This window comes from Blautia sp. HCP3S3_C4, assembly GCF_052064095.1.
Taxonomy (GTDB): domain Bacteria; phylum Bacillota; class Clostridia; order Lachnospirales; family Lachnospiraceae; genus Blautia_A.
This window is the reverse complement of record NZ_JBQHWF010000001.1, coordinates 186,871-212,458: the sequence shown is the minus strand read 5'-3', so window position 1 is coordinate 212,458 and position 25,588 is coordinate 186,871. Positions and strand designations below refer to the sequence as shown.

Annotated in this window: 22 protein-coding genes; 5 read left to right on the top strand and 17 right to left on the bottom strand. The window is 43.4% G+C overall.

Features of this window, described 5'->3' with window-relative positions; genetic code table 11:
* Positions 1 to 36: 36 nt before the first annotated feature.
* The 12 genes from mgrA to ACTNC6_RS00955 form a co-directional block, all read right to left on the bottom strand.
* A complete protein-coding gene (gene mgrA / locus ACTNC6_RS01010; RefSeq protein WP_291806173.1) occupies positions 37 to 1,032 on the bottom strand; it encodes an L-glyceraldehyde 3-phosphate reductase in 996 nt (331 codons plus the stop codon).
* A 122-nt stretch (positions 1,033 to 1,154) separates the two neighbouring features.
* Positions 1,155 to 4,337, bottom strand: a complete 3,183-nt coding sequence (locus tag ACTNC6_RS01005) for a glycoside hydrolase family 2 TIM barrel-domain containing protein (protein ID WP_441042965.1) — start codon at positions 4,335 to 4,337, stop codon at positions 1,155 to 1,157.
* 281 nt (positions 4,338 to 4,618) lie between these two features.
* Positions 4,619 to 5,551 (bottom strand): helix-turn-helix domain-containing protein, encoded by a 933-nt coding sequence (locus ACTNC6_RS01000; RefSeq protein ID WP_441034650.1) that lies wholly within the window; start codon positions 5,549 to 5,551, stop codon positions 4,619 to 4,621.
* A 96-nt stretch (positions 5,552 to 5,647) separates the two neighbouring features.
* The gene (locus ACTNC6_RS00995; RefSeq protein WP_019162748.1) at positions 5,648 to 5,953 is read right to left on the bottom strand and encodes a YerC/YecD family TrpR-related protein; all 306 of its coding nucleotides are present in this window, start codon (positions 5,951 to 5,953) and stop codon (positions 5,648 to 5,650) included.
* Positions 5,954 to 6,191: 238 nt separating this feature from the next.
* Entirely contained in the window at positions 6,192 to 6,914 is a 723-nt protein-coding gene (locus ACTNC6_RS00990) for a phosphatase (RefSeq protein WP_441034652.1), read from the bottom strand.
* Between the two features lie 468 nt (positions 6,915 to 7,382).
* Positions 7,383 to 8,555, bottom strand: coding sequence for a multiple monosaccharide ABC transporter permease (gene mmsB, locus ACTNC6_RS00985; RefSeq protein ID WP_303241860.1), 1,173 nt, complete (start codon positions 8,553 to 8,555; stop codon positions 7,383 to 7,385).
* A gap of 5 nt (positions 8,556 to 8,560) precedes the next feature.
* Entirely contained in the window at positions 8,561 to 10,099 is a 1,539-nt protein-coding gene (gene mmsA / locus ACTNC6_RS00980) for a multiple monosaccharide ABC transporter ATP-binding protein (RefSeq protein ID WP_441042964.1), read from the bottom strand.
* 122 nt (positions 10,100 to 10,221) lie between these two features.
* Positions 10,222 to 11,250: a multiple monosaccharide ABC transporter substrate-binding protein gene (gene chvE / locus ACTNC6_RS00975; RefSeq protein WP_441033873.1), complete on the bottom strand. Its 1,029-nt coding sequence runs from the start codon at positions 11,248 to 11,250 to the stop codon at positions 10,222 to 10,224.
* Between the two features lie 222 nt (positions 11,251 to 11,472).
* Entirely contained in the window at positions 11,473 to 12,588 is a 1,116-nt protein-coding gene (locus ACTNC6_RS00970; protein WP_173742231.1) for a sugar ABC transporter substrate-binding protein, read from the bottom strand.
* A gap of 79 nt (positions 12,589 to 12,667) precedes the next feature.
* Positions 12,668 to 14,263: a response regulator gene (locus ACTNC6_RS00965; protein WP_441042963.1), complete on the bottom strand. Its 1,596-nt coding sequence runs from the start codon at positions 14,261 to 14,263 to the stop codon at positions 12,668 to 12,670.
* A 7-nt stretch (positions 14,264 to 14,270) separates the two neighbouring features.
* Positions 14,271 to 15,749 carry a sensor histidine kinase gene (locus ACTNC6_RS00960; protein ID WP_173742233.1) on the bottom strand — a complete coding sequence of 493 codons (1,479 nt, stop codon included), beginning with the start codon at positions 15,747 to 15,749 and terminating at the stop codon, positions 14,271 to 14,273.
* Positions 15,746 to 16,765, bottom strand: a complete 1,020-nt coding sequence (locus tag ACTNC6_RS00955; RefSeq protein ID WP_441033834.1) for a substrate-binding domain-containing protein — start codon at positions 16,763 to 16,765, stop codon at positions 15,746 to 15,748. Before ACTNC6_RS00955 ends, ACTNC6_RS00960 begins: the two co-directional genes overlap by 4 nt.
* 144 nt (positions 16,766 to 16,909) lie before the next feature.
* Between ACTNC6_RS00955 and ACTNC6_RS00950 the strand changes: the two genes are divergently transcribed.
* The 5 genes from ACTNC6_RS00950 to ACTNC6_RS00930 all read left to right on the top strand — a co-directional run bounded on the left by ACTNC6_RS00950 (position 16,910) and on the right by ACTNC6_RS00930 (position 21,202).
* Positions 16,910 to 17,599, top strand: a complete 690-nt coding sequence (locus tag ACTNC6_RS00950; RefSeq protein ID WP_441033832.1) for a polysaccharide deacetylase family protein — start codon at positions 16,910 to 16,912, stop codon at positions 17,597 to 17,599.
* An 80-nt stretch (positions 17,600 to 17,679) separates the two neighbouring features.
* A complete protein-coding gene (locus tag ACTNC6_RS00945; RefSeq protein ID WP_441042962.1) occupies positions 17,680 to 18,381 on the top strand; it encodes a YesL family protein in 702 nt (233 codons plus the stop codon).
* Positions 18,378 to 19,313: a TIGR01212 family radical SAM protein gene (locus tag ACTNC6_RS00940; protein WP_441033828.1), complete on the top strand. Its 936-nt coding sequence runs from the start codon at positions 18,378 to 18,380 to the stop codon at positions 19,311 to 19,313. Before ACTNC6_RS00945 ends, ACTNC6_RS00940 begins: the two co-directional genes overlap by 4 nt.
* 16 nt (positions 19,314 to 19,329) lie before the next feature.
* On the top strand, positions 19,330 to 19,842 hold the full coding sequence (locus ACTNC6_RS00935) for a DUF4364 family protein (protein ID WP_303241851.1): 513 nt from the start codon (positions 19,330 to 19,332) through the stop codon (positions 19,840 to 19,842).
* Positions 19,843 to 19,882: 40 nt separating this feature from the next.
* Positions 19,883 to 21,202, top strand: coding sequence for a replication-associated recombination protein A (locus ACTNC6_RS00930; RefSeq protein WP_441033826.1), 1,320 nt, complete (start codon positions 19,883 to 19,885; stop codon positions 21,200 to 21,202).
* Positions 21,203 to 21,463: 261 nt separating this feature from the next.
* Here the strand turns inward: ACTNC6_RS00930 and ACTNC6_RS00925 are convergent, their stop codons facing one another.
* Genes ACTNC6_RS00925 through ACTNC6_RS00905 form a run of 5 tightly spaced genes read right to left on the bottom strand, consistent with a single transcriptional unit; the run spans position 21,464 to position 25,578 of the window.
* On the bottom strand, positions 21,464 to 22,090 hold the full coding sequence (locus tag ACTNC6_RS00925) for an AAA family ATPase (protein ID WP_303241849.1): 627 nt from the start codon (positions 22,088 to 22,090) through the stop codon (positions 21,464 to 21,466).
* A gap of 37 nt (positions 22,091 to 22,127) precedes the next feature.
* A complete protein-coding gene (locus ACTNC6_RS00920) occupies positions 22,128 to 22,838 on the bottom strand; it encodes an ABC transporter ATP-binding protein (protein WP_019162764.1) in 711 nt (236 codons plus the stop codon).
* 13 nt (positions 22,839 to 22,851) lie between these two features.
* On the bottom strand, positions 22,852 to 23,610 hold the full coding sequence (locus ACTNC6_RS00915) for an ABC transporter ATP-binding protein (protein ID WP_173742242.1): 759 nt from the start codon (positions 23,608 to 23,610) through the stop codon (positions 22,852 to 22,854).
* Positions 23,611 to 23,612: 2 nt separating this feature from the next.
* Positions 23,613 to 24,683, bottom strand: coding sequence for a branched-chain amino acid ABC transporter permease (locus ACTNC6_RS00910; RefSeq protein ID WP_441033823.1), 1,071 nt, complete (start codon positions 24,681 to 24,683; stop codon positions 23,613 to 23,615).
* A 10-nt stretch (positions 24,684 to 24,693) separates the two neighbouring features.
* A complete protein-coding gene (locus tag ACTNC6_RS00905) occupies positions 24,694 to 25,578 on the bottom strand; it encodes a branched-chain amino acid ABC transporter permease (protein ID WP_303241846.1) in 885 nt (294 codons plus the stop codon).
* Between the last annotated feature and the right edge of the window lie 10 nt (positions 25,579 to 25,588).

Here is a 25,588-nt window from a genome sequence, read left to right as displayed (position 1 = left end):
TCCTGTTTTATAAACAACCATTAACTCCCGGCTATATCATAAGGCCAGTGAACACTCATCTATCTTCTTTAATTCCTCTTCACTGAAGGATGCACTGTCCAGCACTTTCAGATTCTCAAGGATCTGCTGTGGACGGGATGCCCCGATGAGAACGCTGGTTACGATTCCGTCGCGGAGAATCCATTTCAGTGCCATCTGAGCAAGACTTTCGCCTCTCTCTGCTGCAATTGCATTCAGGCTGCGGATACTGTTAAGACGTTCCTCACTGAACTGGTCTGCATGGAGAAAACGTCCGTCTGTGTTGACACGGCTGTCTTTTGGGATTCCATTCAGGTATCGGTCTGTGAGCATTCCCTGCGCCAGAGGACTGAAAGAAATAATTCCCTTTCTCCTCTCTGCTGCTGCCTGTTTCAGACCATTTTTCTCAATCGTTCTGTTAAAAATATTATACGAATTCTGATTAATGATAAACGGACAGTGCAGTTCTTCCAGAATATCTGCGGCGCGTTTCATTGTCTCACCATCGTAGTTGGAGATTCCAACATACAATGCCTTTCCGCTTCTGACAATCTGTGCCAGAGCCTCCATAGTCTCCTCCAGAGGAGTCTCCGGATCCATTCTGTGATGATAGAAGATATCTACATAATCCAGACCAAGACGTTTCAGGCTCTGGTCAAGACTGGCGATCAGATACTTACGGCTTCCCCAGTTTCCATAAGGTCCCGGCCACATGTCGTAACCGGCCTTTGTACTGATAATCAGCTCATCTCTGTATGCAGAAAATTCCTCTCTCAGGATTTTTCCAAAATTTGCCTCCGCACTTCCAGGCTGTGGGCCATAGTTGTTTGCAAGGTCAAAATGTGTAATTCCATTATCAAATGCTGTGAAGCACATCTGCTTCATATTCTCATAAACACCGGTATCTCCGAAATTATGCCATAAACCCAGAGATAACTCCGGCAGCATCAGCCCACTGGCACCACAGCGGTGGTATTTCATAGTTTCATAACGTTTTTCATCTGCCTGATACATAAGATAATTTCTCCTTTTTCTGTAATCATACATCCTGTTCCACTTATTTTCAACAAATATTATTAGCATTATTAAAAAGCCACTTTCTGACTGAAAATGGCTTTTTTAACAAATAAACTATATTAAATCCCTTTAAAGCTAAAGGAGAATTCCATCTTTCCGTCTGCATTCAGCAGATATTCCTGATGGGTATATGCTCCCCAGCTGTCGTCACCGCCGATTCCCATCTGGCCTTTGGCTACGCGTACTACTGTGTAATGAATCTGTGGGAGTTCATATGGATGCATGGCATTTTCCATCTCATGTGGAGTGTATGGGAGTGCAGAGAACATCATTGATTCTCCATCCATTTCAAAGTACATTCCTCTGCCCTTGCGATCTGTGACTTTCGCCCAACGTACTTCCTCTTTTGCTCCGCATTCCTGCGGTACCATGTATCTTGCTATGTTGTCCACAACTTTGTTCTGATAAACGCCCAGTTTTGCACCTTTTTTACGGTCTGCATAGGTTTCAGCTTCTCCCAGTCCATACCACTGAACATTGTCGTAATCTGCATTGAATTTGAAAATCACCCCAAATTCCGGCATATCACCAAGTTCTTTTACAGGGTCATAAGTTAAAGTTGTCTTCACCTTTCCATCGCCGAATACTTCGTAGGTGAGCTGACACTCACTGGCTGGTGTGGTTGGCATCAGATAGGTAAATGTTACTTTTACAGAGTGGTCTGTTTCTTCTGCCTGTAGTAAATTGGATGGGCCGTATGCACCTTTTCTGTATTCTTTGTGGCTTAAATACATGCTGGCAATTTTCCACTGTGCGTAGCGCATCTGCATAAGATTTCCACAGTCATTATCTGTTGGTGCACGCCAGAAGTTTGGTTTCGGGATTGCCTCGATCATCTCTTTGCCCGCATATTTATAGGAAACCAGACCACCATTGAGGACGGAGAACATTACTTCGAAGTGCTCGCCGCGGACACCAATGTTGTGTGTGCTTCGGATGATCTGTGGCTTCTTTACAAACGCATCTGATACACATACATCTTTTTCCGCTGTAATCGCTGTTTCTGCTGAATCTGATTTTCCATCCGGAACATCCTCTTTCACCTGATATACATACTGTCCAAACGCAATTTCATGACCTGCAGGTGCCCATATTTCTTCCTCTTTCAGATGGAAGGAAACAGTAATTGTATATTCTCCGGCTGCCTCAGCCTTTTCAAAAGGCAGTTTATATTCTTTCGTACTCAATGGCTCAACTGCTGTTTCCAGTGCTTCTGTACAAATCACTTTTCCATTCTTTGCAAGTGTTACCTTACAGTCAAAAGTATCTGTATTTACAAAGAGGTTCTTGTTAATCACTTTTACTGTATCAGCTGTCACCTCTGCTGTAATATTCTGATAATTGAATTTCACTTCCTGCATCTTGGGAGATGGCTCTCTGTCACCGCCATATGCGATTCCGTTACCACTGAAATTATAGTCTGTAGGGCGTTCTCCGAAATCGCCGCCGTATGCCTGGAACTCTTGTCCATAGCGGTCTTTCTTATAAATAGACTGGTCAATGTAATCCCAGATAAATCCCCCCTGATATTTTGGCTCTGTATCTGTCAGATCTGTATATTTGTGCATGGCACCGCAGGAATTTCCCATGGCATGTGTATACTCACAGCAGATAAACGGTTTACTGTCATCCTTTGCCAGAAACTTTTTGATTGCTTCTACAGACGGATACATCTGGCTTTCCATATCACTGGTATCATTATAACTGCGGTCATGGAAAAGTCCCTCATAATGTACCAGACGGGTAGAGTCATTCTTACGGAAAAGCTGAGACATTTCATAGATATCTTTTCCGCCAAAAGATTCATTTCCACAGGACCAGATCAGGATTGCCGGATGATTCTTGTCTCTCTGATACATGGAGTTGGCACGGTCAAGCATCATATCCAGCCATTCCGGTTTGTTGTGAGGAACAACATGAGTATAATCCTTTGTAAATTCCGCCACATCCCAGGAACCATGGGATTCCAGGTTTGTCTCATCGATCATATAAATACCATATTCATCACAAAGCTGATAGATCAGTGATGTATCCGGATAATGACAGGTACGGATAGCATTGATATTATTCTGCTTCATAATGCGAAGATCCTTGCGTAGTTCTTCCTCTGATACATGTCTGCCGCTGACAGAACTGAATTCATGACGGTTTACGCCCTTAAACACGATACGCTTTCCGTTCAGAGTCATAATGCCGTTCTTCATCTCGAAACGGCGGAATCCAACCTTCTGAGGAATCACTTCCTGAATATTTCCTGCTTCGTCATAAAGTTCAATTGTAAGATCATAGAGCTGCGGATCTTCTGCACTCCATAATTTTGGATTATTGATTTTCCATGCAAAGCTGTTCTGTACAGTCTTGCTGCTATTTGTTTTCTGAATATAAAATGGCTCTGCATTTGCTTCTTCATTTCCAGCTTCTGTAAGAGATTTTTTCTCTTCCAGCACACATTCTCCATCTTTCTCAAGTCTGAAAACAATGCTTCCTTTTCCCCATGTCTTTACCTTAATTTCAAGATCTGCTGCATCCAGATTCTCTTCTGGGATTGCACGGATCTGAAGATCATATGCATGAGTATCCGGAACTGTATAAAGATACACATCTCTGTAAATCCCGGAAAAACGGAAAAAGTCCTGATCTTCGCACCAGCTACTGGAAGTCCATTTGAATACCTGTGCTGCCAGCTTATTCTGTCCATCTTTAAGATAATCTGTCAGTTCAAACTCAGATGGAGTAAAAGAATCCTCACTGTAGCCAACAAAGGCTCCATTCATCCATAGTGCAAATCCGCTCTCTGCTCCCTGGAAAGAAATAAACAATCTCTTTCCCTTCATATGTTCCGGCACTGTAAAATATTTCACATAGCTTGCAACCGGATTAAATCTCTCCGGAATCTGACCGGGATAAATTTCCTCATGTCCTTCCCATGGATACTGGACATTAGCATACTGGGGTGCATCATATCCTTCCATCTGGATATGTGCCGGTACATGAATATCCTCCCAGTCATAACAGCAATACTCTTCCTTTTCAAACCCCGGAATCACATTTGCATAATTACGGGCATAATGAAACTTCCACAGACCATTCAGACAGTAACGAAAAGAAGTCCCATCCCCTTCCTGTAATGCAGTCTGCATTTCTTTTTTATCTTTATAATATACATGATCTGAATGAGCTTCCATTCGGTTATCGCAAAAATACTGCGGATCTTTTACCAGTGAATAATCAAATGTTTTCATCTTGTTCCTCCTGATATTAATGTGCTGAGAATTTCTATTAATTCCTTATTCTTACTATCCGATTCAAAATCTCGTCAAGCGGATAAAATCATCCGCTTTCGCTGCGTGGCTCTATACCGAATAACTGCTTCTCAATTATTCATTTAAATCTGTAACGACCCATCAAATAGTTATAAGTTCTCTTTATAGTTCCGATTATAACATCTCATTTTTCTATTCAGTTTGCAAATTCGATCATATAATATTTATTTTCAATCTTTACAATTTTTGAATATTCCGACTTACCAGCCTTCTTCCGTTCGAATATCAAACTTCAACAGCTGCTGCTCATAATTTTCCCCTTTTTTTCTCCACTCCGCCGGTGATATTCCCATAAGACTCCGGAAATTTCGGTTAAAAGTAGAATCCGTTGTAAAGCCACATTCTGTCGCAATGTCAGCTACAGCCCTGTCTGTTTTTTTCAGATACTCACAGGCAGTCCGTATTCTCACCAGATTCATATATTCTACAGGACTCATATGCATACATTTCGAAAACAACCTGCGAAAATGAGATTCACTTAAATGGCAGTTCGCAGACAACTGCGATACCTTTATATTTTCCCTGTAATGATCCGCAATATAATCCAGAGTATCCGAGATGATCCGCATACTCCTGCTCTGCTCTTCATAAAGCCTCTCCTGCTCCGGCGTTCCATTCATTCTGGCAATCTGCACCAACAATGTCAACAACAGACCACTGGCCTCCTGCAGATAAAATTCTTCCTCATAACGCATAATATCCATAATTTTAAGAATACACTGCGCTACAAACGGCTCTTCTTCTGCTTTCAAAAATAATGCTCTTGAATTGATTCTGCGTATCATTTTCTCCGCCTGCACCGGTGTCTCGCAATTCTTTTTCAAAAATCCCTCAACATCCACAAACAGATACTCCCATTTACAAATAGTACCCTCTCTGCTGTCCGTTGTATGCGGAAATCTCTCCGGAATCACACTAAACTCCCGTCCCGAAAACATATTTTCTTCTTCACCCAGCATAAGAATCCCATCCCCATAATAACAAAACCCAATTTCCATAAAATTATGAAAATGCAGATTCTCCACACCCGTCCCATAATTCTGCACCCAGCGCTCTCCCAGAAGAGGAAGGATAGGACTTCCTGCAGGCATGTAATAATAGCGTAATTCTATTTTAGGTTTCTTTTTTTTCATAACTTTTTTTCCTGTTTATCCAAAAACTCTCCCACATCAATCTTCATAAATCGATTGATATGGGAGAGTTCTGCACTTATTTATTCTTATACTATCTTATTCCCCTTTAGATTCCTTCTCATCCATCCTGGAGAATACCATTTCATAACCATCATTTCCATAATTCAATGAACGATTCACACGGCTGATCGTTGCAGTGGAAGCTCCGGTCTTCTCTGAAATATCAAGATATGTTCTTTTATCCATCAGCATTTTTGCTACTTCAAAACGCTGTGACAAGGAAAGCAGCTCATTGATCGTACATACATCCTCAAAAAAAGTATAGCACTCTTCCTTATCCTTCAGGCACAGAATCGCTTCAAAAAGATGATCCACGGCCTCTGTTCTGATTTTTTTACTCATTTTTCCCGCTCCTTTTAGAACTCTAGTCTTTGCCACACGGACATTTGTTTTTATTGTGTCCGTATTATATTTCTAACAGTGCTATTTTAACACGTTAAAATATGCGAGGCAAGTAGTTTATAAGGAATTATTTAATCAAATTTGGTCAAAATATTCCATATTTGTTCAAAACGTCAAGCGGATATTCGCAATCCACTTCTCTACATGGCTCTACACCCAATAGCTGCTCCGCAGTTTGTCAGATTTTTCGATTTACATACTTTCTGATCGCATCTACAGAACGATTAAGCACCAGTTCCTCCGGAAAATCCAGTTTCTCCAAAAGATTTCTCGCCAGATCAAACTCCCCAATCAGCAAGTCAAAATGAGCATCACTATCCATCACCACCGGAACCTGATATTTCTTACACAGTTCCAGCATCTCTCTGTCATTCTCCACCGCATTCTGCCTGTTACAGTCCGGCTCCATAGAATGATTATTCAGCTCCAGGACCTTCCCATACTCCTTCGCTCCCTGAACCAATGCCTCATAATCAATCTCATATCTCCCATCATCCGGATGACCGATAATATTTACATAAGGATTCTTCATCACATTCAGATAGCTTTCTGTATTCTCCAGCTTAGACCCCGGCTTCATACATGGAATATGCAGACTGGCAATCACCACATCCATCCTCTCCAAAGTCCTCTCCGGCAGATCCACAGTCCCCCAGGCATCCAGAATATTCACCTCAGATCCCAGAAGAAGCTGAATCCCATACATCTCCCTGGGCACCACCCTGAGATTATCAAAATAATACTGATGACAAGTCCCCGGCATCCCCGGTGCATGCTCCGTAACCCCCAGAACCTCCAGCCCCTTCTCAGAAGCAACCTTCGCCATCTCCCTCAACGAACAATACGCATGCCCACTGGCCACCGTATGCGTATGCAAATCCAACACAGAACTATATCTCATAACAACCCACTCCTCACTTCGTACAATATTCCCTCTAATTATACGACCATCCTCCACCCTTCCACAAGCAAATTTTCAATCCATCCATTTTTACTCAAGCCAACACCCCAAAAATTGCCAGCAGCCAGCGCAGAAAAATAGTGTGTTTGATGTGCATTTGCAGGTATCTTAGATATTCTTAGGTCAAAAAAATCTGCGTTATGAGCCGGCTGTATCACTGTCTGAGCGGAGTCTGCGACGAAGCGAGTTTGAGAAGCCGGCTCATGCCTTTAGCAGATTTTTTTGACCTTAGAATATCTTAGATGCCGAAACCGCACATCAAACACACTATTTTTCTGCGCGTCCCCTGTCAAGTCAAACAGATATTCGCAATTAAAGCAGGAGACTTACTTGATTCGGTAAAAAAACAGGACCTGCACCCTGCAAGCCCTGCCAAAAATTCCTATTCAAGGAGGAATATACAATTTTTTATTTCACAATAAAGGATTTCCTCTTACTAACAACATCAAAGATAACTGCTGCCAGCAGAACCAGACCTTTAACAACCTTCTGCAGGTTCTGATCAATACCCATAATACTCATACCTAAGTTCAGAACACCCATCAGTAACGCACCAATGATAACCCCCGGAACTGTACCGGTTCCGCCATAAGCAGAAGCACCACCAATGAAACAAGCACCGATCGCATCCATCTCAAAGTTTGTACCAGCCTGAGGATTGGAAGAATTCAGACGAGCCATAGTAACCATACCTGCAATAGCAGCCAGAAGACCCATATTTAAATAAGCAAGGAAATAAACCTTATTTGTATTAATACCGGAAAGCTTTGTAGCCTTCTCATTACCACCAACTGCATAGAAATAACGTCCTGTAGTTGTCTTAGAAGCAATATATGTATAAATTGCAATGATCACAGCTACCCAGATCAGAGAATTGGGAATACCCTTATACTGAGCCAGACGGAACATAAAAGCAAGAATAACTACACAGATCAGGATCATCTTAATTGCAACACCGCCAAAAGGATCTACACTGTATCCTTTCTTCACACGGTCTGCACGGTTCTTCAGAACAAGTAACACATATGCAATACAGACAATAATACCAACTACAAAACAGATAAGATTAAATCCCTCTTTCCCAAATGGATCCGGAATATAATTGTTAAACAGTGCCAGGTAAGAATCCGGCATTGGTGCCAGTGTCTGTCCCTGTAAAACTACGTTTGAAAGGCCACGGAATGCAAGCATACCAGCCAGAGTTACAATAAACGGAGGAATTCTCACATATGCAATCCAGAATCCCTGCCATGCACCGATGGCAATACCTGTAATTAACATAACCAGCATTGTAAGATATGGGTTCATGCTGTTAAGAACCATCATCTTACCACCAACAGCTGCCACAAAGCATACAACAGAACCAACAGAAAGGTCGATGTTACCACCTGTCAGAATACAGAACAGCATACCTGTTGCAAGGATAAATACATATGCATTCTGAGCCACAAGGTTATTCACATTCTGCGGAAGAAGCATAACACCCTTTGTGTTTACTGCAAACATGATGACTACCAGAACAAGAACGATCACCATGGTATATTTCTTTAATATCTCTGAAAAACTAATCTTTTTTTCCATCTTCTTTACGCTCCTTTTCCTGATTTTACGATTTTGGACATAATCAGCTCAGAGGTAGCCTCTTCTTTGCCGACTTCGCCTACGAACCTGCCCTCATTCATAATATAGATTCTGTCTGACATTCCAAGTACTTCCGGAAGTTCAGAAGAAATCATGATAACAGATTTTCCTGCTGCCACCAGATCGTTAATAATACAGTAAATTTCGTATTTCGCACCTACGTCAATACCTCGGGTAGGCTCATCCAGAATCAGAATATCCGGTTCTGCAAACATCCATTTTGCAAGAAGGACCTTCTGCTGGTTACCACCACTTAAGTTGCCTACATTCTGCTCCACAGACGGACATTTCGTTTTCAGTTTCTTTCTGTATTCCTCTGCTACCGCATACTCTTTATCTGCGTCAATAACCTTTCCGTTAGTGATTCCCCTCATATTTGCAAGGGAAGTATTCATCTTAATAGATTTGGAAAGGATCAGACCATTTCCTTTTCTGTCTTCTGTAACATAAGCAAGTTTATTATCAATTGCTTCCTGTACAGTATTCAGCTTCACTTCTTTTCCGTTCATGAATACCTGACCGGAAATCTTTGTTCCATAGCTCTTTCCGAAAATACTCATGGCAAGCTCTGTACGTCCTGCACCCATAAGTCCGGAAATACCTACAACCTCTCCCTTATGCACCTTAAAGGATACATTATCCACTACTTTACGTTCTGAATACAGAGGATGATAAACATTCCAGTTTTTCACTTCCATGGAAACATCTCCGATCTTTACATCCGGACGTTTCGGGAAACGATCAGTCATCTCACGGCCAACCATACCCTGAATAATACGCTGCTCGGAAAAATCATCCTTTTTCTTATCCAGAGTCTCAATGGTAGAACCATCACGGATAACAGTAATCTTATCCGCAACATAAGAAATTTCATTTAATTTATGGGAAATGATAATAGAAGTCATTCCCTGGGCTTTAAACTTCAGCAGCAGATCCAGCAGTGCCTTGGAATCATCCTCATTTAAGGATGCAGTGGGCTCATCCAGGATCAGAAGCTTTGCATTCTTTGCCAGTGCTTTTGCAATCTCTACCAGCTGCTGTTTACCTACACCAATATCCTTGATCAAAGTTCTGGAGGATTCCTCCAGTCCTACTATTTTCAAATACTTGTCTGCTTCTCCATAAGTTTCATTCCAGTTAATGGAGAAGGATTTTCCTCTTTCATTACCCAGGTACATATTTTCACCGATCGTCATATATGGAATCAGCGCCAGTTCCTGGTGGATAATTACAATTCCTTTTTCTTCACTGTCTTTAATTGTATTAAATTTACAGATTTCACCGTTATAAATAATGTTGCCTTCATAAGTTCCATACGGATAAATACCACTTAATACATTCATCAGAGTAGATTTACCTGCTCCGTTCTCGCCTACCAGAGCGTGGATCTCGCCTTCTTCTACCTGAAGATTGACGTTGTCCAATGCCTTTACACCTGGGAAAGTTTTGGTGATATTTTTCATTTCCAGAAGTATCTTAGCCAATTCTGTTTCCCTCCCTTTTCATGAAAGAATCCTGATAACAGGATTCCAAGATTGATACAGGCGGGAATTCCCCGCCTGTATCTGAAACGGATAATTTCATCCGTTTTACTGCATAATTTGTATTATTTGATCTGATCTTCTGTATAGTATCCGGAGTCGATCAGCATTTCTTTGTAGTTGTCAACAGTTACAACAACCGGGTCACAAAGATATGTTGGGATGATTCCTGTGCCGTTGTCATAGGATTCTGTATCGTTCACTTCCGGTTCTTCACCCTTCATGATAGAATCAACCATTTTAACAACTGCAGATGCAAGAGCACGTGTATCCTTGAATACGGACATAGCCTGTTTTCCTGCTACAAGGTTCTTAACGTTTGGTGTGTCACAGTCCTGACCTGTAATAATCGGATATTCTCCTGTGTAGGAAGCTGCAAGAGCATTTTCTACACCAAGTGCTGTAGAGTCATTGGAGCAGAGAACTGCGTCAAGGTTTGTTCCGTCAGAGTAGTTACCGGCAATAATAGTATCCATTCTGTCCTGAGCTTTTGCGCTGTCCCAGTTAGCAGTTGCAACCTGCTCGAATTCTGTCTGTCCGGATTTTACTACCAGTTTACCTTCGTCGATGTATTTCTGAAGTACATCCATTGCTCCGCCAAAGAAGAAGTTACAGTTATTATCACCAGGATCACCTGTGAACAGCTCAATATTAAACGGTCCGTCCTGATTGTCAAGATCAAGTGCATCTACTAAGTATTCGCCCTGTTTCTGGCCTACTTTGTAGTTATCGAATGTTGCATAGTATGTAACTGCATCTGAGTTCATAAGCAGACGGTCATAAGAGATAACCGGGATTCCTGCTTCTTTTGCCTGTTTCAGTGGCTCGCCAAGGCTACTTCCGTCGATAGATGCTACAACCAGAAGGTCACATCCGTTAGCTACCTGGTTCTCAAGCTGTGAAACCTGTGTGCTTACGTCATTAGATGCATACTGAAGGTCTACTTCGTAGCCTGCTGCTTCCAGCTCTTTCTTCATGTTCTCGCCATCCTGATTCCATCTCTGAAGGTCTTTGGTAGGCATTGTAACACCGATCAGCTTCTTGTCATCCGCTTTAACAGCCACACCCGGGATGACTACCATTCCAGCTACCATTGATGCGCAAAGGATTGCAGATACCAGTTTCTTTTTCATTGTAAAAACCTCCGTTTCTTTTTATACGTTTGATACGTTTTCTTTGATGATGTTACTATAACACAGAGACATCTGGACATGGTTGGCAAACAACAAGACATTTTTTTGAAAATAAAAAATGTCCTGTATCATACAAGACATTTTTGTCACTAAAATGTGCTATATCGTTTTCGAAATACCAGTCTAATTATAATCTGCATTCAGATATACTTCATCCCTTCTGTGGAAACCTCCGTCAATAATCACTTCATCAATATTGTCCCTGGTCACTGCTATAGGAGTCAGGATCACTGCCGGCACATTATAGGTTCCGTCATTGATGGTATCCGTCACGCCGGGCATACTGGATACCTCCGTTCCTTTTCCCATTTCAACTGCATATTGAGCAGCTTCCCTGGCCAGATCCTCAATGGATTTAAACGCAGTCATATACTGGGTTCCCTCTACAATCCGCTGGCAGGCAGCCAGGTCACAGTCCTGTCCTGCCACAACCACTTTTCCGGCCAGCTGATTCTCTGCCAGCACCTGTACCACCTGGCTGGCAATATCATCATTTCCACACATAATTCCCTGAACATGAGGATACTTTTCCAGTGCCTCCTCCACATAGCCCACAGCAAGCTCCGCTGTCCAGGCATCACAATTCGCTTCATAAACCACTTTCAGATTACTGTTTTTCAGAACCTTGTCAAAGCCCTTCCTGACCATAGTAACATTATTATCTGCAGCTGAGCCCTGGATCATAAAAATATCTCCCCCCTGAGGAATAGCATCTATCAGGGACTGGGCCATAATCTCCCCTACCTTTCCATTATCAAAGGAAATATACAGATCCGCGTCTGCATTGTGGATCAGTCTGTCATAGGAAATCACCTTAATTCCCGCATTATGCGCTTTCTGGATCACCTCACTGAGTGCTCCGCAGTCTCTGGCGATCACTACGATCACATCCATCTGTTTACTGATAAAATATTCAATCTGGCTGATCTGTTCTTTGGAATCAGCCCCTGCATCCTGCACATTTACCTCAGCTCCCAGTTCTCTGGCTGTAGCTACAAAAGCATCCCTGTCCCGGATCCATCTCTCGATCACAAAAGAGTCCACAGTCAGTCCGATCTGGACTTTATCGTTTTTCTCAGTCTGCACTTCCTCTCCGGAATCTGCTTTCTTCTGATCTGCTTCTGTTTTTCCGGAAGTACCGCAGCCTGTGAGAAGTAAAATTCCTAGGCATAACACGATCCATAAGATCCCAGTCACAAATTTTCTTTTTTTCCTGCTGTTTTCGACCTGCCATTTCATCTTTTTTCTTACCTTATCCTCTTCCTGAACAATTCTCCGCTGTCTGTTTTCTGCCTGATCTTCCCACCATCGCAGCCATCTATCTCCGATGTTCTCTGAATTCACTGGGTGTCACACCTTCATACTTTTTGAATATCCTGCTGAAATAATTAGGATCACTGTAACCGGACTGCGCACAGATCTCCTTGATGGAATACTGTGAATTCTGTAAAAGCTCTCTGGCACTGCGAAGACGGATCTCCGTAAGATATTCAATAAAATTCTTACCTGTCTCCTGTTTGAACAGCTTACTGAAATAATAGGGACTGATATCCACTTCCCTGGAAACATCATCCAGGGAAATGTCCCTGCGGAAGTTCTCATTAATATAACTTCGTGCCTTCTCAATAATACTGAGTTCTTCTTTCTCCCTGGAGTCCTCCATTCTGGCACAGATATCCCTGGTCTTATCCAGAAACCAGTTTTTCAGTCCATTCATGTCAGCACAGGACTGCAGTTCACGGATGTAGCTTCTCCTGTAGTTTACATTATATTTCATAGCACCTGCCAAAAAGGCACGGCGTTCTACATCCATCACAAGTTCCAGGATCTTGATTTCCACATCTTCTCTGGAAACAGATGGCTGTCCCATCATCCAGGTAAAAAATCCCTCTACGCAATTCAGGGCACCAGCAGCATCCTTGTCAAGGATCCTCCGCACATACCTGGATTCCAGATCTCTAGGATATTCACCGTCATACTTCTGGGCTACCGGTACATCCTCAATGTGCACCACATGGCTGACACTCTCCCTGAGAGCTACCACAGCCTCCTGAAAGGATTCCTTCACACTTCCAAGCTCCTTCACCCTTCCAATACCACAGCGGAACATACTGTCAATACGGTTTTCCAGCTTGTGTACCATGTTTCTGGCTCTGGTAACGATTGCCACACGTTCTTCATAATCCTCTGTATTCTCCTCATAGGGCACCAGCAGCACAATTCTGTTTCCCATAATAGGCCCCACCAGACATTCAAAGAAATCCTGGGCAATCTCCCGGAAAGTAGAATAAAAACGGTTCGCTCTCACACCGGCTCCCACAGCATTACTCAAAACTCCATTTTCCATGGAATCTCCAAACTCTACCACTACCATATATCCATATTTCTGATGAATATTCAGAAGCTCTGTATAATTATCCTGGTAGGTAACAAAATCATCCTGAAGCAGGATATTATTGATATATCCACTCTCGATCATAGGTACCACGGTTTCCAGTTTTTCCCTGATTTTCAAATCATCACTGCGTTTCTGCCTGGTCTGGTCTACCTTTTCCATAGCCTTCATACAGGCTTCCAGAATCACCTTTTTATTGACCGGTTTGGTGAGAAATTCCATTACCCCCAGATTTACTGCTTCCTTGGCATAATTAAATTTATCATAAGCAGTAATAATCACAAAAACCACTGAGCTGTTAAACTTCTGGATTTCCCTGATAGCCTGGATTCCACTGATCCCCGGCATCTGAATATCCATAAAACAGATATCCGGCGGATAAGCCTGCGCCTGTTCCACCACCACTCTGCCTGATTTGGCAGTGTGGATCTCACATTCATTTCCAAAATTAGATTCTATGATTTTTTTTAATGATTCCAGCATGATACCTTCATCATCTGCAAGCAAAATTCTGTACATGTCACTCTTACCTTATGAGAGGTATGTGAATCACTACCTCTGTTCCCTTTCCTGCACCCTCACTGTAAATTTCCAGCAGATCCGGCTGCTCATAATAAAGCTCCAGACGGCTGATCACGTTATTCATGCCGATTCCAGTAGAATCTCCCTCCTGGGTACTGTGTTCCTTATTTCCGGAAAGCACATTTTGAATCTCTTCTTCACTCATACCCTTGCCATTATCACAGATACTGATACAGATTCCCCTTGGATCCCTGGTCACCGTAAGATGAATCTGACCTTCCCAGTCAATATCCCTGATTCCATGGTTCACTGCATTCTCCACTACCGGTTGAAGGATCATACTTGGCACACGGACATTCTCCACAGATTCATCCACGTCACTGCTAAAATGAATATCCCCTGCAAACCGCACATTCAAAATATAAATATAGTTGTCTACTGCCTCCAGCTCCTCTCCCAGAGTAGCATCCTCCTGTCCCTTCTTTACATTATACCGGAAAAAGTCTGCCATCTTTTCCACAAAGATTCCGGTTTTCTCCGCATCCTCCATCATGGCCAGCTGCGCGCCTGCATTCAGGGAATTAAAAAGGAAATGAGGATTGATCTGAGACTGAAGATATTTTAGCTGAGCCTCCTTCAGATGATTCTCCATCAGGAGTTCTCTTTCCATCATCTGCTGCTCCTTCTCCATACTTTCCTTTGTCTTCGCCATATAGACATCCAGATTCTCCACCATAGTGTTAAAAGCCCTGGTTACCTCCCCCAGCTCATCCTGAGAATCAGTATCCGGCATTTTCATATGGAAATTTCCCTGTCCCACCAGCTGGGCAGTCTCTGCCATACTGGTCAGCGAACGGAACATTCCTCTGGTTGCCATGATCAGCAGGAGCATTCCCACTGCCACGATCACAAGCATAAAAATTATATTACTGGTCTCCAGATACCGCATCATCTGACGTAATACAGAATAGCTGCTGGTATTCTCCTTAAAAAGCTGATTATTTAATTCATCAATGGCTGTCTGAATATAACTGTAGAGTCTGATGGAATCCTCATATTTCCGCTTATATTTTTCTACATTCCTGCCTCTCTTGGCTGCGACTGTCTCAGCAGTACAGTCCAGATAGGTCTCAGACATTTTCCGGATATTACGCTCCAGAAGCTTTACCGAATCATTGATATTTTTGTCATTGAGCTTCTCCAGTTCATTTCTGTACCTGGCTTCATTCTGGTAATAATCCATCAGGGACTGAGAACTTTTTACTTTCAGATATTCATACATATTGTCCTGTACCTGCTCAAATACCTGAGACAAATCTGTCAGCTGGGCATTGCTGGCATATACATTATCCATTTTCTGCATGGAAATATTGATCCGCACATAGAATAACAGGTTCATCGTAAAAAGCAGTCCTGCGATCAGTCCCACCTCTATGACAATTTTACTTACAAGGGAAAAATCTTTCCAGCGGATTCGCTTCATTCCGACAATCCCTCCCTTCGTAATGACCTGGCTGCATCCTTATCCAGGAAATTAATATCTACATTATAATAGGAATTGGATCTGCCATCTTTCTGAAATTCTGTCAGTGCCTCTATACTGTATTTTCCCATCTGTTCTGTATCCACATCACAGGTCAGGGCAAGTACTCCTTTTTCCACAGCTGTAAGGATATCCGGAGAGGTATAATAGCCGATGATGATTACTTTTCCCGCCAGATTAAAGTCCAGCACTGCCTGGCGGGCACACTCTGTAGTGTCTGCATCCATACATACCAGAATATCCGGCACTTTATTTCTCTGCTGAAAGATATCCGTAACCGCTTCCTCTGTCCCAAAGGTACCGGAAGAAAGGAGATTTTTCACACTTACAGTTACCGGCTGTCCGGCTCCTGTTTTTGCCTGGGCAGCATTGCTGATCTGCGTGTATATCTGACTCTGATTCATATCATCAATGTTTCTTTTCAATAAAATCAGAATATTCTTCGTATCCCGGGTAACATAATCTGCCACCTTTTCGCCATAGGCACTTCCAAGCTGATAATCACTTACCCCTACAAAGGTCTGGCGCTTGCTGTGAACAGCATCATTCATCAAAGTCACCACCGGGATTCCATCTGCAACAGCCTCATCAATCTTATCTTCCAGGCCATCCTCCCCACTGTACTGAAGGATAATTCCATCTGCCCTGGATGCAATACTTACATTCATATAATCCAATTTGGTATATTGAGACTCCTCATCTGTTCCCTTAAGCTCCAGAAGACTGTCGTTCTCCCTGGCCCACTTTTCTGCACTTGCATACACAGCCTGCCAAAAAGACGACTCCGGATTATCCACGATCATATCATATTTATACATATATTCCTTTGTATCTGCCTGCATCTGCCGGTTTGAACCTGCCAGACCATTTAAATAAGACTCTCCTGTCATATACAGCAAAATCAGAATCCCCGCTCCTGACAGGAGCAGCCCGAGAGTCATCCCTTTCTTTTTCATAATTGTCATTCCTTTTGTTTGATAAATTTCATTATACAATAAATCTGCATCATTTGCTTTCTTTTTTTATATATATAATTAAATAATAATTTGCCAGGTTACTGGACACAGCGTAAACAGTAGCTTTGCCGCGGAAAATAGAATATGAAAATTCACAGATTCCTGTTTTGGATCATTCCGGTTTTTCTCTGTATTTTTCTGTTGTTCTGCCATTTTTATACAACCACTGAAAATTCTCTCAACCAAACTGCCGGCAGAACATCTGTTACAAAAGTAGAAGCTCCACGGGTTGCCCTGACCTTTGACGATGGCCCCAATGCCAAATACACTCCACTTCTGCTGGAGGGCTTACGCAAAAGAAACATACATGCCACCTTTTTTCTCCTGGGCGAAAATATCCTGAAAAATAAAGAGCTGCTTCTCCGGATGCAGAAGGACGGTCACCTGATCGGCTGCCACACCTGGAGTCATGTACAGCTGGACAAAATTTCTCCTTCCAGAGCCAGCAGGGAAATTCTAAAGACAAACAGCCTGATCTACCATATTACCGGAACCTACCCTACCTGTCTCAGACCACCTTACGGAGCCTGGAAAAAGGATCTGGAGCTTCCTGTCACCATGCTTCCCGTATTCTGGGATGTGGATACTCTGGACTGGCAAAGTCAGAATCCCGAAAGTATTCTGGATATTGTGCGCAAAAATGTGCAGGATGGTTCCATCATCCTCATGCATGACAGCTATGACAGCTCTGTCAGGGCAGCACTTGCCATCGCTGATGAGCTTACAGAAAAAGGCTATGATTTTGTCACTGCTGACCAGCTTCTTGATCCATAAAAAAATTTGCTTTTTCCAGTGTGATTGGTTATACTTATAGGTAAACCCAATACAAACTTATTATACGAGGAGTTATTAAAATGGATAAACTTTTTAATATGGACAACAAATTTTTCAGCTTTATGGGAAGGGCTGCAGATCTGTTTATGCTGAATGTGGTTTTTGTCATCTGCTGTCTCCCGGTTGTTACTATCGGAGCTTCCCTGACAGCCCTTCACTATGTCACCCTGAAAATGGCACGAAATGAGGAATCCTACATTATCAGAAGCTTTTTCAAGTCCTTTAAGCAGAACTTCAAGCAGTCAACCATTATCAATCTTATCATGCTCCTTATAGCCGGAGTATTATATTTTGATACGAATATCGTCAGACAGATGGGCGGTTCCATGTCCAACGTATTATATATCATCTTTATCGCCTTAGGTATTATTTATCTGGCAGTATTCCTGTACATTTATCCGGTACTGGCAAAGTTTTACAACTCTGTAAAAAATACTTTCCGGAATGCTTTTTTGATGTCCATCATGCATCTGCCCTATACCATCCTTATGGCTCTGATCACCATTGCACCTGCCGCCATTTTCTTTATTCCGGACTTCCGGGTACAGTCCGTGGCCATTCTGCTTTTTATATTGGTGGGCTTTGCCCTGCTTGCTTTTATCAACGGGCATTTCCTGGTAAAGATTTTCGATAATTATATCATTCCCGAAAAGGACGAAATCTCAGCAGAAGGTTCTGAGGAAACTCCTGATGATACTTCACGGAATACACCGGCTGTATGATGAAATGGGGAGAAAAGCCTTACCACTCTCTGGACTATATGCTCAGGGAACGGTTCGGAGAAAAAGTTTATAAAGTAACACTAAACGGTGGGATGTCCTGTCCCAACCGGGACGGAAAGCTTGGAACCAGAGGCTGCATTTTCTGCAGTGCAGGAGGAAGCGGAGATTTCGCCGCAGACAGCAGTCTGTCCATCACCGAACAGATTGACAGACAGATTTCCATCCTTTCGGCCAAAAGACCCATACATAAATATATCGCTTATTTCCAGGCATTTACCAATACTTATGCACCTGTGGAATATCTGGAAAAAATATTTACAGAAGCCCTGTCACATCCGGGTATTGCAGCATTATCCATAGGCACCAGACCTGACTGTCTGGGGAAGGATGTGGTAACACTTCTCTCCAGGCTGAACCGGCAGAAGCCTGTGTGGGTAGAACTGGGACTGCAGACCATTCACGAAAAAACTGCGGCCTACATACGCAGGGGCTATCCCCTGTCTTGCTTTGAAGATGCAGTCAGGCGCTTACGCAGTGAAGACATAGAAGTAATCGTTCACACCATTCTCGGTCTTCCCGGAGAAAGTACCCAGGATATCCTGAACACTATGGAGTATCTGAATCACCAGGACATCCAGGGGATCAAGCTACAGCTGCTCCATGTACTCCGGGGAACTGATCTGGCCTCTGATTATGAAAAGGGCCTGTTTTGCACTTATGAACGAGACGAATATATTTCTCTGGTAATCAGCTGTCTGGAACACCTCAGACCGGATATGGTGATCCACCGAATCACCGGTGACGGTCCCAAGGATCTCCTCATAGCCCCATTGTGGGCCAGCAGGAAGCGGGAGGTACTGAATCTTTTACACCATCAGATGAAAGAAAGCCATAATTATCAGGGCAGGCAAACAAATTGGCAGATCAATTGAAAGGGAGGGATTCCAATTGGCAACACCTTATACTATTTATAAACTCATCGTATTATACATGCTTCAGAACGCAGATGATACACTGACTAATTCCCAGATTTCCGAATTTATCCTTGATCGGGGATACACCAATTATTTTCATCTCCAGCAGGCTCTTTCAGAGCTTGTAGAAGCAGAGCTTGTAAATAAGGATACCCGCTCTAACACCTCACATTACCGGATTACAGAAGATGGGTGCAAAACCCTCTCCTTTTTCCAGCAGGATTTGTCTTCCGAAATCAAGCAGGAAGTAAAGGAATATCTGAACTCTGCAGGATTTAAGGCAGAAGACAGAATTGTCACCTCTGCTGATTACTATATTACCAAGCAGGGAGATTATTCTGTGCGATGTCAGCTTATAGAGAAAGGGAATTCTCTCATTGACCTGAACATCGCTGCCCCCAATCTGGAAGCTGCCAAATCCATGTGCCAGAAATGGCCTGCCCACAGCCAGGAAATATACGGTAAAATAATGGAGGAGCTTTTATAGCTCACACATTTTCTTTATTATATTATTATGGAGAAATACTATGGATTTATTTGAATATGCAAAATCAAAAACCCTTGACCGTGAATCCCCATTAGCATCCAGGCTGCGCCCTGCTACTCTGGACGAAGTGGTAGGCCAGCAGCATATCATTGGAAAGGATACCTTATTATACAGAGCCATCAAAGCAGACAAACTGACCTCTGTTATCTTCTACGGTCCTCCAGGAACAGGAAAAACCACTCTGGCAAAGGTTATTGCCAACACCACAAGCGCAGAATTTACTCAGATCAATGCCACTGTAGCAGGAAAAAAAGATATGGAAGCCGTAGTAAAAGAAGCACAGCAGAATCTGGGCATGTACGGAAAGAAAACCATCCTCTTCATTGATGAGATCCACCGCTTCAATAAAGGCCAGCAGGACTACCTCCTTCCTTTCGTGGAAGATGGAACTATTATTCTCATCGGCGCTACAACCGAAAATCCTTATTTTGAAGTCAATGCCGCTTTGATCTCCCGTTCTATCATCTTTGAGCTGAAATCCCTTGAAATTTCCGAAGTCAAAGAACTCATCCTTCGTGCAATCAATGATAAGACAAAAGGAATGGGAAACTACAAAGCTCAAATAGATACTGATGCTCTGGACTTCCTTGCAGACATGGCCGGGGGAGATGCCAGAAATGCCCTCAACGCCATTGAGCTTGGCATCCTTACCACTCCCAGAAGCGAAGACGGATTCATCCATATCACTCTTGATGTGGCATCCCAATGCATCCAGAAACGGGTCGTACGCTACGACAAAAACGGAGATAACCACTACGACATCATCTCCGCCTTTATCAAAAGTATGCGAGGCTCTGATCCCGATGCAGCCGTATACTACCTGGCCAAAATGCTCTACGCCGGAGAAGACGTTAAATTCATCGCCCGCAGGATTATGATCCTAGCCTCCGAGGATATCGGGAATGCAGACCCTCAGGCCCTCTGCGTAGCCGTCGCAGCAGCCCAGGCAGTAGAGAGGGTAGGAATGCCCGAATCCCAGATCATCCTCTCCCAGGCAGTCACCTACATGGCCTGCGCTCCCAAAAGCAACTCCGCAGTCAACGCCATCTTCGCAGCCATGGACTCCGTCAAACGAACCCAAACAACAGTCCCACCCCACCTCCAGGACGCCCACTACGGCGGCCACGAAAAACTCGGCCACGGCATCGGCTACAAATACGCCCACGACTACCCCAACCACTACGTAGACCAGCAATACCTCCCCAATGAGATTGCAAACGATCACTTCTACGAACTAAGCGACATAGGCTACGAAAAAACCCTAAAAGACTACCAGAAAAAAATCAAGTCCCCCTCATGATTTACCTTGTACCTTCCGTATAAAGTAATAAAACAGCCGAGCAATCATATTTGATTTTCAGTGCATTTGCAGGCGTCTTAGTAAATCTTAGTATAAAAAAAGCTGCGTTGTTCATAAAAAATCCAACTGTCTGAGCCGTAAGGCGAGTTTTGGATTTTTTATGAACGCATTTAGCAGCTTTTTTTATACCTAGATTTACTTAGACACCGAAACCGCACAGAAAATCAAATATGATTGCTCGGCGTCCCTCTTTACTTTATCTTACTTCCCTATTCCCATCACTTCCATCTGTGCCAGAATAGCCTCCACACACTTCTCAAATCCCAGTTTCCCGGCATTCAGACACAGATCATAATTCGTGGCATCACTCCAGTCCCCGCCTGCGAATCTCCTGTAATATTCCTGTTTCCGCTTATCATCCTTACGCAGAAACTTCTCAATTTCCTCATCACCGCCGCTGATCTTTCCTCTGGATTTCTCTACACGGAAATCCCAGGGAGCATGAACAAACACACGAAGAGTATTCGGCCGGTCCTTAAACACATAATTTACACACCGTCCAACGATTACGCATGACTCCTTATCAGCCAAATCTGTTACAACCTTTGCCTGATAATTAAACAGATTTTCATCTGAAATAAATCCCTTATCTGTAGGTGGAATCAAATCCCCCTTATACAGACCACTCTTATTAAACAGAGAAGGCTTCACACTCATACCTCCCTCTACCTGTCCAAAGAGCTTTACATCAATGCCACTCTCATCAGATGCCATCTGAATAATCTGCTTGTCATAAAAAGGCACTGCCAGCTTCTCTGCCAGCATTTTTCCAACAGTACGTCCGCCACTTCCATACTGCCTTGCAATGGTAATTGCAAAATTTTCCATAAAAACCCCTCCTGTTCCATTCTATTATTATGTGGTATCACTCACCCAGATAAGCCTTCTGCACAGACTCATTGTTCAGCAGGTCACTGGCTTTTCCCTCCAGGGTGATACTGCCTGTTTCCAGTACATAAGCTCTGTCAGCGATGGACAATGCCTTCTTTGCATTCTGTTCCACCAACAGAACTGTAGTTCCACTGTCACTTACCTCTTTAATGATATTAAAGATTTCATTTACAAAAATGGGGGAAAGTCCCATAGACGGCTCATCCATAAGAATAATCCTTGGTTTGCTCATCAGTGCCCGTCCCATGGCAAGCATCTGCTGTTCACCGCCTGAAAGAGTTCCGGCTCTCTGGCCTTTACGTTCTTCCAGTCTTGGGAATCTTTTATATACACTTTTCAGACTGTCCTCTATTTCCGCCTTATTTTTTCTGGTATAAGCACCCATAAGCAGATTCTCATATACACTCATATCTGCAAATACACGACGTCCCTCCGGAACGTGGGCCATTCCCATCTCTACGATCTTATGGGCAGGCGTTCTGGTCAGATCCTTGCCTTCAAATACAATACTTCCGGATTTTGGGGAAAGAATTCCTGTGAGAGTCTGCAGAGTAGTGGTCTTGCCGGCACCATTGGCACCGATCAGTGCAATAACCTCACCCTGGTTAACCTCAAAAGAAATCCCCTTCAATGCCTGGATCACGCCATAATACACCTGGAGATCCTTTACTTCCAACATTGCCATTGATTTGTTCCTCCTATTCTCCCAGATATGCAGTGATAACCGCAGGATCCTTCAGCACTGAAGCAGTCTCTCCCTGAGTCAGAACCTGACCAAAGTTCAGGACTGTCAGCTTCTCACAGATACCGCCAACCAGTTTCATATCATGCTCAATGAGAAGAATCGTCATATCAAAATGCTCACGCACAAAACGGATGGTATCCATCAGTTCCTGAGTTTCATTGGGATTCATACCTGCAGCCGGCTCATCCAGAAGCAAAAGCTTGGGATCTGTGGCCAGTGCCCTGGCAATCTCCAGCTTACGCTGCTTACCATAAGGCAGATTGCCGGCCAGGGTCTCTGCCTCCCTGTCCAGATCAAAAACCTTCAGGATTTCCATGGCACGTTCATTCATTTCCTTTTCTACCTTATAATATTTCGGCAATCTCAGAATACCGGTAAGAGTAGAGTATGTATGATGATTATGAAGCCCTACTTTAACATTATCCAACACGGAAAGCTCTTTGAAAAGACGGATGTTCTGGAAGGTTCGGGCAATTCCGGCCTTGTTGATCTCAATAGTGCTTTTTCCGGTAATGTCCTCGCCATCCAGACGGATAATTCCCTCTGTTGGTTTGTACACACCTGTAAGGAGGTTAAATACGGTAGTCTTTCCTGCACCGTTAGGTCCGATCAGACCATAGAGCTGACCTTTTTCAATGGTCATATTAAATCCGTCTACTGCGCGGAGACCGCCAAACTGAATAGACAGATGATTTACTTCCAGCATTGCCATGATCAGGCCACCTCCCTTTTATTTTTTGATCCACGAACTTTCTCCATCACCCTTGCTCTCCAGTTTCTGGCAGCAGGTGCCCAGTTAAAGAGCATCATGGCGATCAGTACGATGGCATAAATCAGCATACGATAATTTGCAAATCCACGGAGAAGCTCCGGTAAAGCATAAAGAATGATGGTTGCAATAATAGATCCGCGGATATTTCCGATTCCACCCAGAACTACATAAACCAGAACCAGAATGGACATATTATAATCAAATACAGAAACCTTCAGCAGGGAAAGGTTGTGGGCATAAAGCACACCTGCCACACCTGCCAGGGCTGCTGAAATGGTGAACGCCAGCAGCTTATATTTCGTAATATTGATTCCCACAGACTCTGCTGCAATACGATTGTCCCTGGTAGACATGATTGCACGTCCACTTCTGGAATGAACCAGATTCTGTACAATGAAAAGAGTGATCAGAAGCAGGATCACACCGATAATAAAGAAGGAACTCTTAATATCCTTGTAAAGCGCACCTGTACCGGAAATTCCTAATGCACCTTTGAGAATCTGCTTTCCGCCTGCCTCCAGATGAAGTCCTGCTGAGCTTGTTGCCACATGAAGTCCATTGTCATCAACCCCTATATACAGGACATTGATCAGATTTTTAATGATCTCACCAAAGGCCAGGGTTACAATAGCCAGATAGTCTCCCCTGAGACGAAGTACAGGGATACCAATGATCAGACCAAATACAGCTGCTACAGCTGCACCTACCAAGATTGCCAGGATAAATCTGGGAATCTGGGGAATATCTGACATTGCATGGGAAAATAAAGCACTGGAAAAAGCACCTACGCACATAAATCCTGCATGTCCCAGACTCAGCTCTCCGGAAAATCCTACCACAAGATTCAGGGAAACCGCTGCAATCGTATAGACACAAATGGGAACCAGAAGTCCTGTGAGAAGTCTGGACAGGTTGCCTGTAGAACTCAAAACCTGTACGATCACAAATAACAGGATTACAATCCCATAATTGATCATATTATTCTGTGTTGTTTTATTTTTTACTTTTTTCATACCGTCCACCTTACACTTTCTCCTGGATGTTCTTGCCGAACAAACCGGTAGGCTTCACAAGGAGCACGACGATCAGCACTGCAAACACAATTGCATCTGCAACCTGAGAAGAAATATAGGCCTTGCCGAAAATCTCCAGGATACCCAAAAGGATTCCGCCCACCATAGCTCCCGGTATCGAACCGATTCCGCCGAATACCGCTGCCACAAAGGCCTTGATACCAGGCATAGCTCCTGTATAAGGAGTAAGGGTAGGATATGTCTGACACAGAAGAAGGCCTGCAATTGCTGCCAGTCCGGAACCAATAGCAAAGGTCAGGGAAATAGTAGCATTTACATTGACACCCATCAGCTGTGCTGCATCTCTGTCCTCAGATACTGCCTGCATGGCACGACCGGGCTTGGTCTTTTTTACAAAAAGGGAAAGTCCTACCATGATAACAATACATGCAAGAATTGTCACAATAGTAATTCCCTTGATCACCAGCTGTCCTCCAAACAGAGAAACAGACGGAACTTTCACTACCGACACGAAGCTCTTGGCATCTGCTCCGAAGATCAGAAGAGCCAGGTTCTGGAGCAGATAGCTGACACCGATAGCAGTGATCAGTACTGCCAGGTTGGAAGAAGCCTTTCGCAGCGGACTGTAGGCAACCTTTTCAATTACAACACCAAGAACAGTACAGACTACAACGGAAAGAATCACTGCAAGAACCGGTGACATTCCCCCACGTGTAATGCAGGTCAGAATCACATAAGCACCTACCATGATAACATCACCATGAGCAAAGTTCAGCATTTTTGCAATACCGTAAACCATGGTGTATCCCAGTGCAATGATCGCATAAATACTGCCAAGACTGATGCCGTCTTTCAGATAAGATATAAAACTCATAACGCACCTC

Excerpts from the sequence above, each read along its gene's own strand:
- ACTNC6_RS01005 (WP_441042965.1), bottom strand. The coding sequence starts at position 4,337 with ATGAAAACATTTGATTATTCACTGGTAAAAGATCCGCAGTATTTTTGC.
- ACTNC6_RS00910 (WP_441033823.1), bottom strand. The coding sequence starts at position 24,683 with ATGAAAAAAGTAAAAAATAAAACAACACAGAATAATATGATCAATTAT.
- ACTNC6_RS01000 (WP_441034650.1), bottom strand. The coding sequence starts at position 5,551 with ATGAAAAAAAAGAAACCTAAAATAGAATTACGCTATTATTACATGCCT.
- mgrA (WP_291806173.1), bottom strand. The coding sequence starts at position 1,032 with ATGTATCAGGCAGATGAAAAACGTTATGAAACTATGAAATACCACCGC.
- ACTNC6_RS00930 (WP_441033826.1), top strand. The coding sequence starts at position 19,883 with ATGGATTTATTTGAATATGCAAAATCAAAAACCCTTGACCGTGAATCC.
- mmsB (WP_303241860.1), bottom strand. The coding sequence starts at position 8,555 with ATGGAAAAAAAGATTAGTTTTTCAGAGATATTAAAGAAATATACCATG.
- ACTNC6_RS00970 (WP_173742231.1), bottom strand. The coding sequence starts at position 12,588 with ATGAAATGGCAGGTCGAAAACAGCAGGAAAAAAAGAAAATTTGTGACT.
- ACTNC6_RS00915 (WP_173742242.1), bottom strand. The coding sequence starts at position 23,610 with ATGGCAATGCTGGAAGTAAATCATCTGTCTATTCAGTTTGGCGGTCTC.
- ACTNC6_RS00925 (WP_303241849.1), bottom strand. The coding sequence starts at position 22,090 with ATGGAAAATTTTGCAATTACCATTGCAAGGCAGTATGGAAGTGGCGGA.
- ACTNC6_RS00950 (WP_441033832.1), top strand. The coding sequence starts at position 16,910 with ATGAAAATTCACAGATTCCTGTTTTGGATCATTCCGGTTTTTCTCTGT.
- ACTNC6_RS00920 (WP_019162764.1), bottom strand. The coding sequence starts at position 22,838 with ATGGCAATGTTGGAAGTAAAGGATCTCCAGGTGTATTATGGCGTGATC.
- ACTNC6_RS00960 (WP_173742233.1), bottom strand. The coding sequence starts at position 15,749 with ATGAAGCGAATCCGCTGGAAAGATTTTTCCCTTGTAAGTAAAATTGTC.
- ACTNC6_RS00990 (WP_441034652.1), bottom strand. The coding sequence starts at position 6,914 with ATGAGATATAGTTCTGTGTTGGATTTGCATACGCATACGGTGGCCAGT.
- ACTNC6_RS00955 (WP_441033834.1), bottom strand. The coding sequence starts at position 16,765 with ATGAAAAAGAAAGGGATGACTCTCGGGCTGCTCCTGTCAGGAGCGGGG.
- ACTNC6_RS00945 (WP_441042962.1), top strand. The coding sequence starts at position 17,680 with ATGGATAAACTTTTTAATATGGACAACAAATTTTTCAGCTTTATGGGA.
- ACTNC6_RS00965 (WP_441042963.1), bottom strand. The coding sequence starts at position 14,263 with ATGTACAGAATTTTGCTTGCAGATGATGAAGGTATCATGCTGGAATCA.
- ACTNC6_RS00940 (WP_441033828.1), top strand. The coding sequence starts at position 18,378 with ATGATGAAATGGGGAGAAAAGCCTTACCACTCTCTGGACTATATGCTC.
- chvE (WP_441033873.1), bottom strand. The coding sequence starts at position 11,250 with ATGGTAGCTGGAATGGTAGTCATCCCGGGTGTGGCTGTTAAAGCGGAT.
- ACTNC6_RS00905 (WP_303241846.1), bottom strand. The coding sequence starts at position 25,578 with ATGAGTTTTATATCTTATCTGAAAGACGGCATCAGTCTTGGCAGTATT.
- ACTNC6_RS00995 (WP_019162748.1), bottom strand. The coding sequence starts at position 5,953 with ATGAGTAAAAAAATCAGAACAGAGGCCGTGGATCATCTTTTTGAAGCG.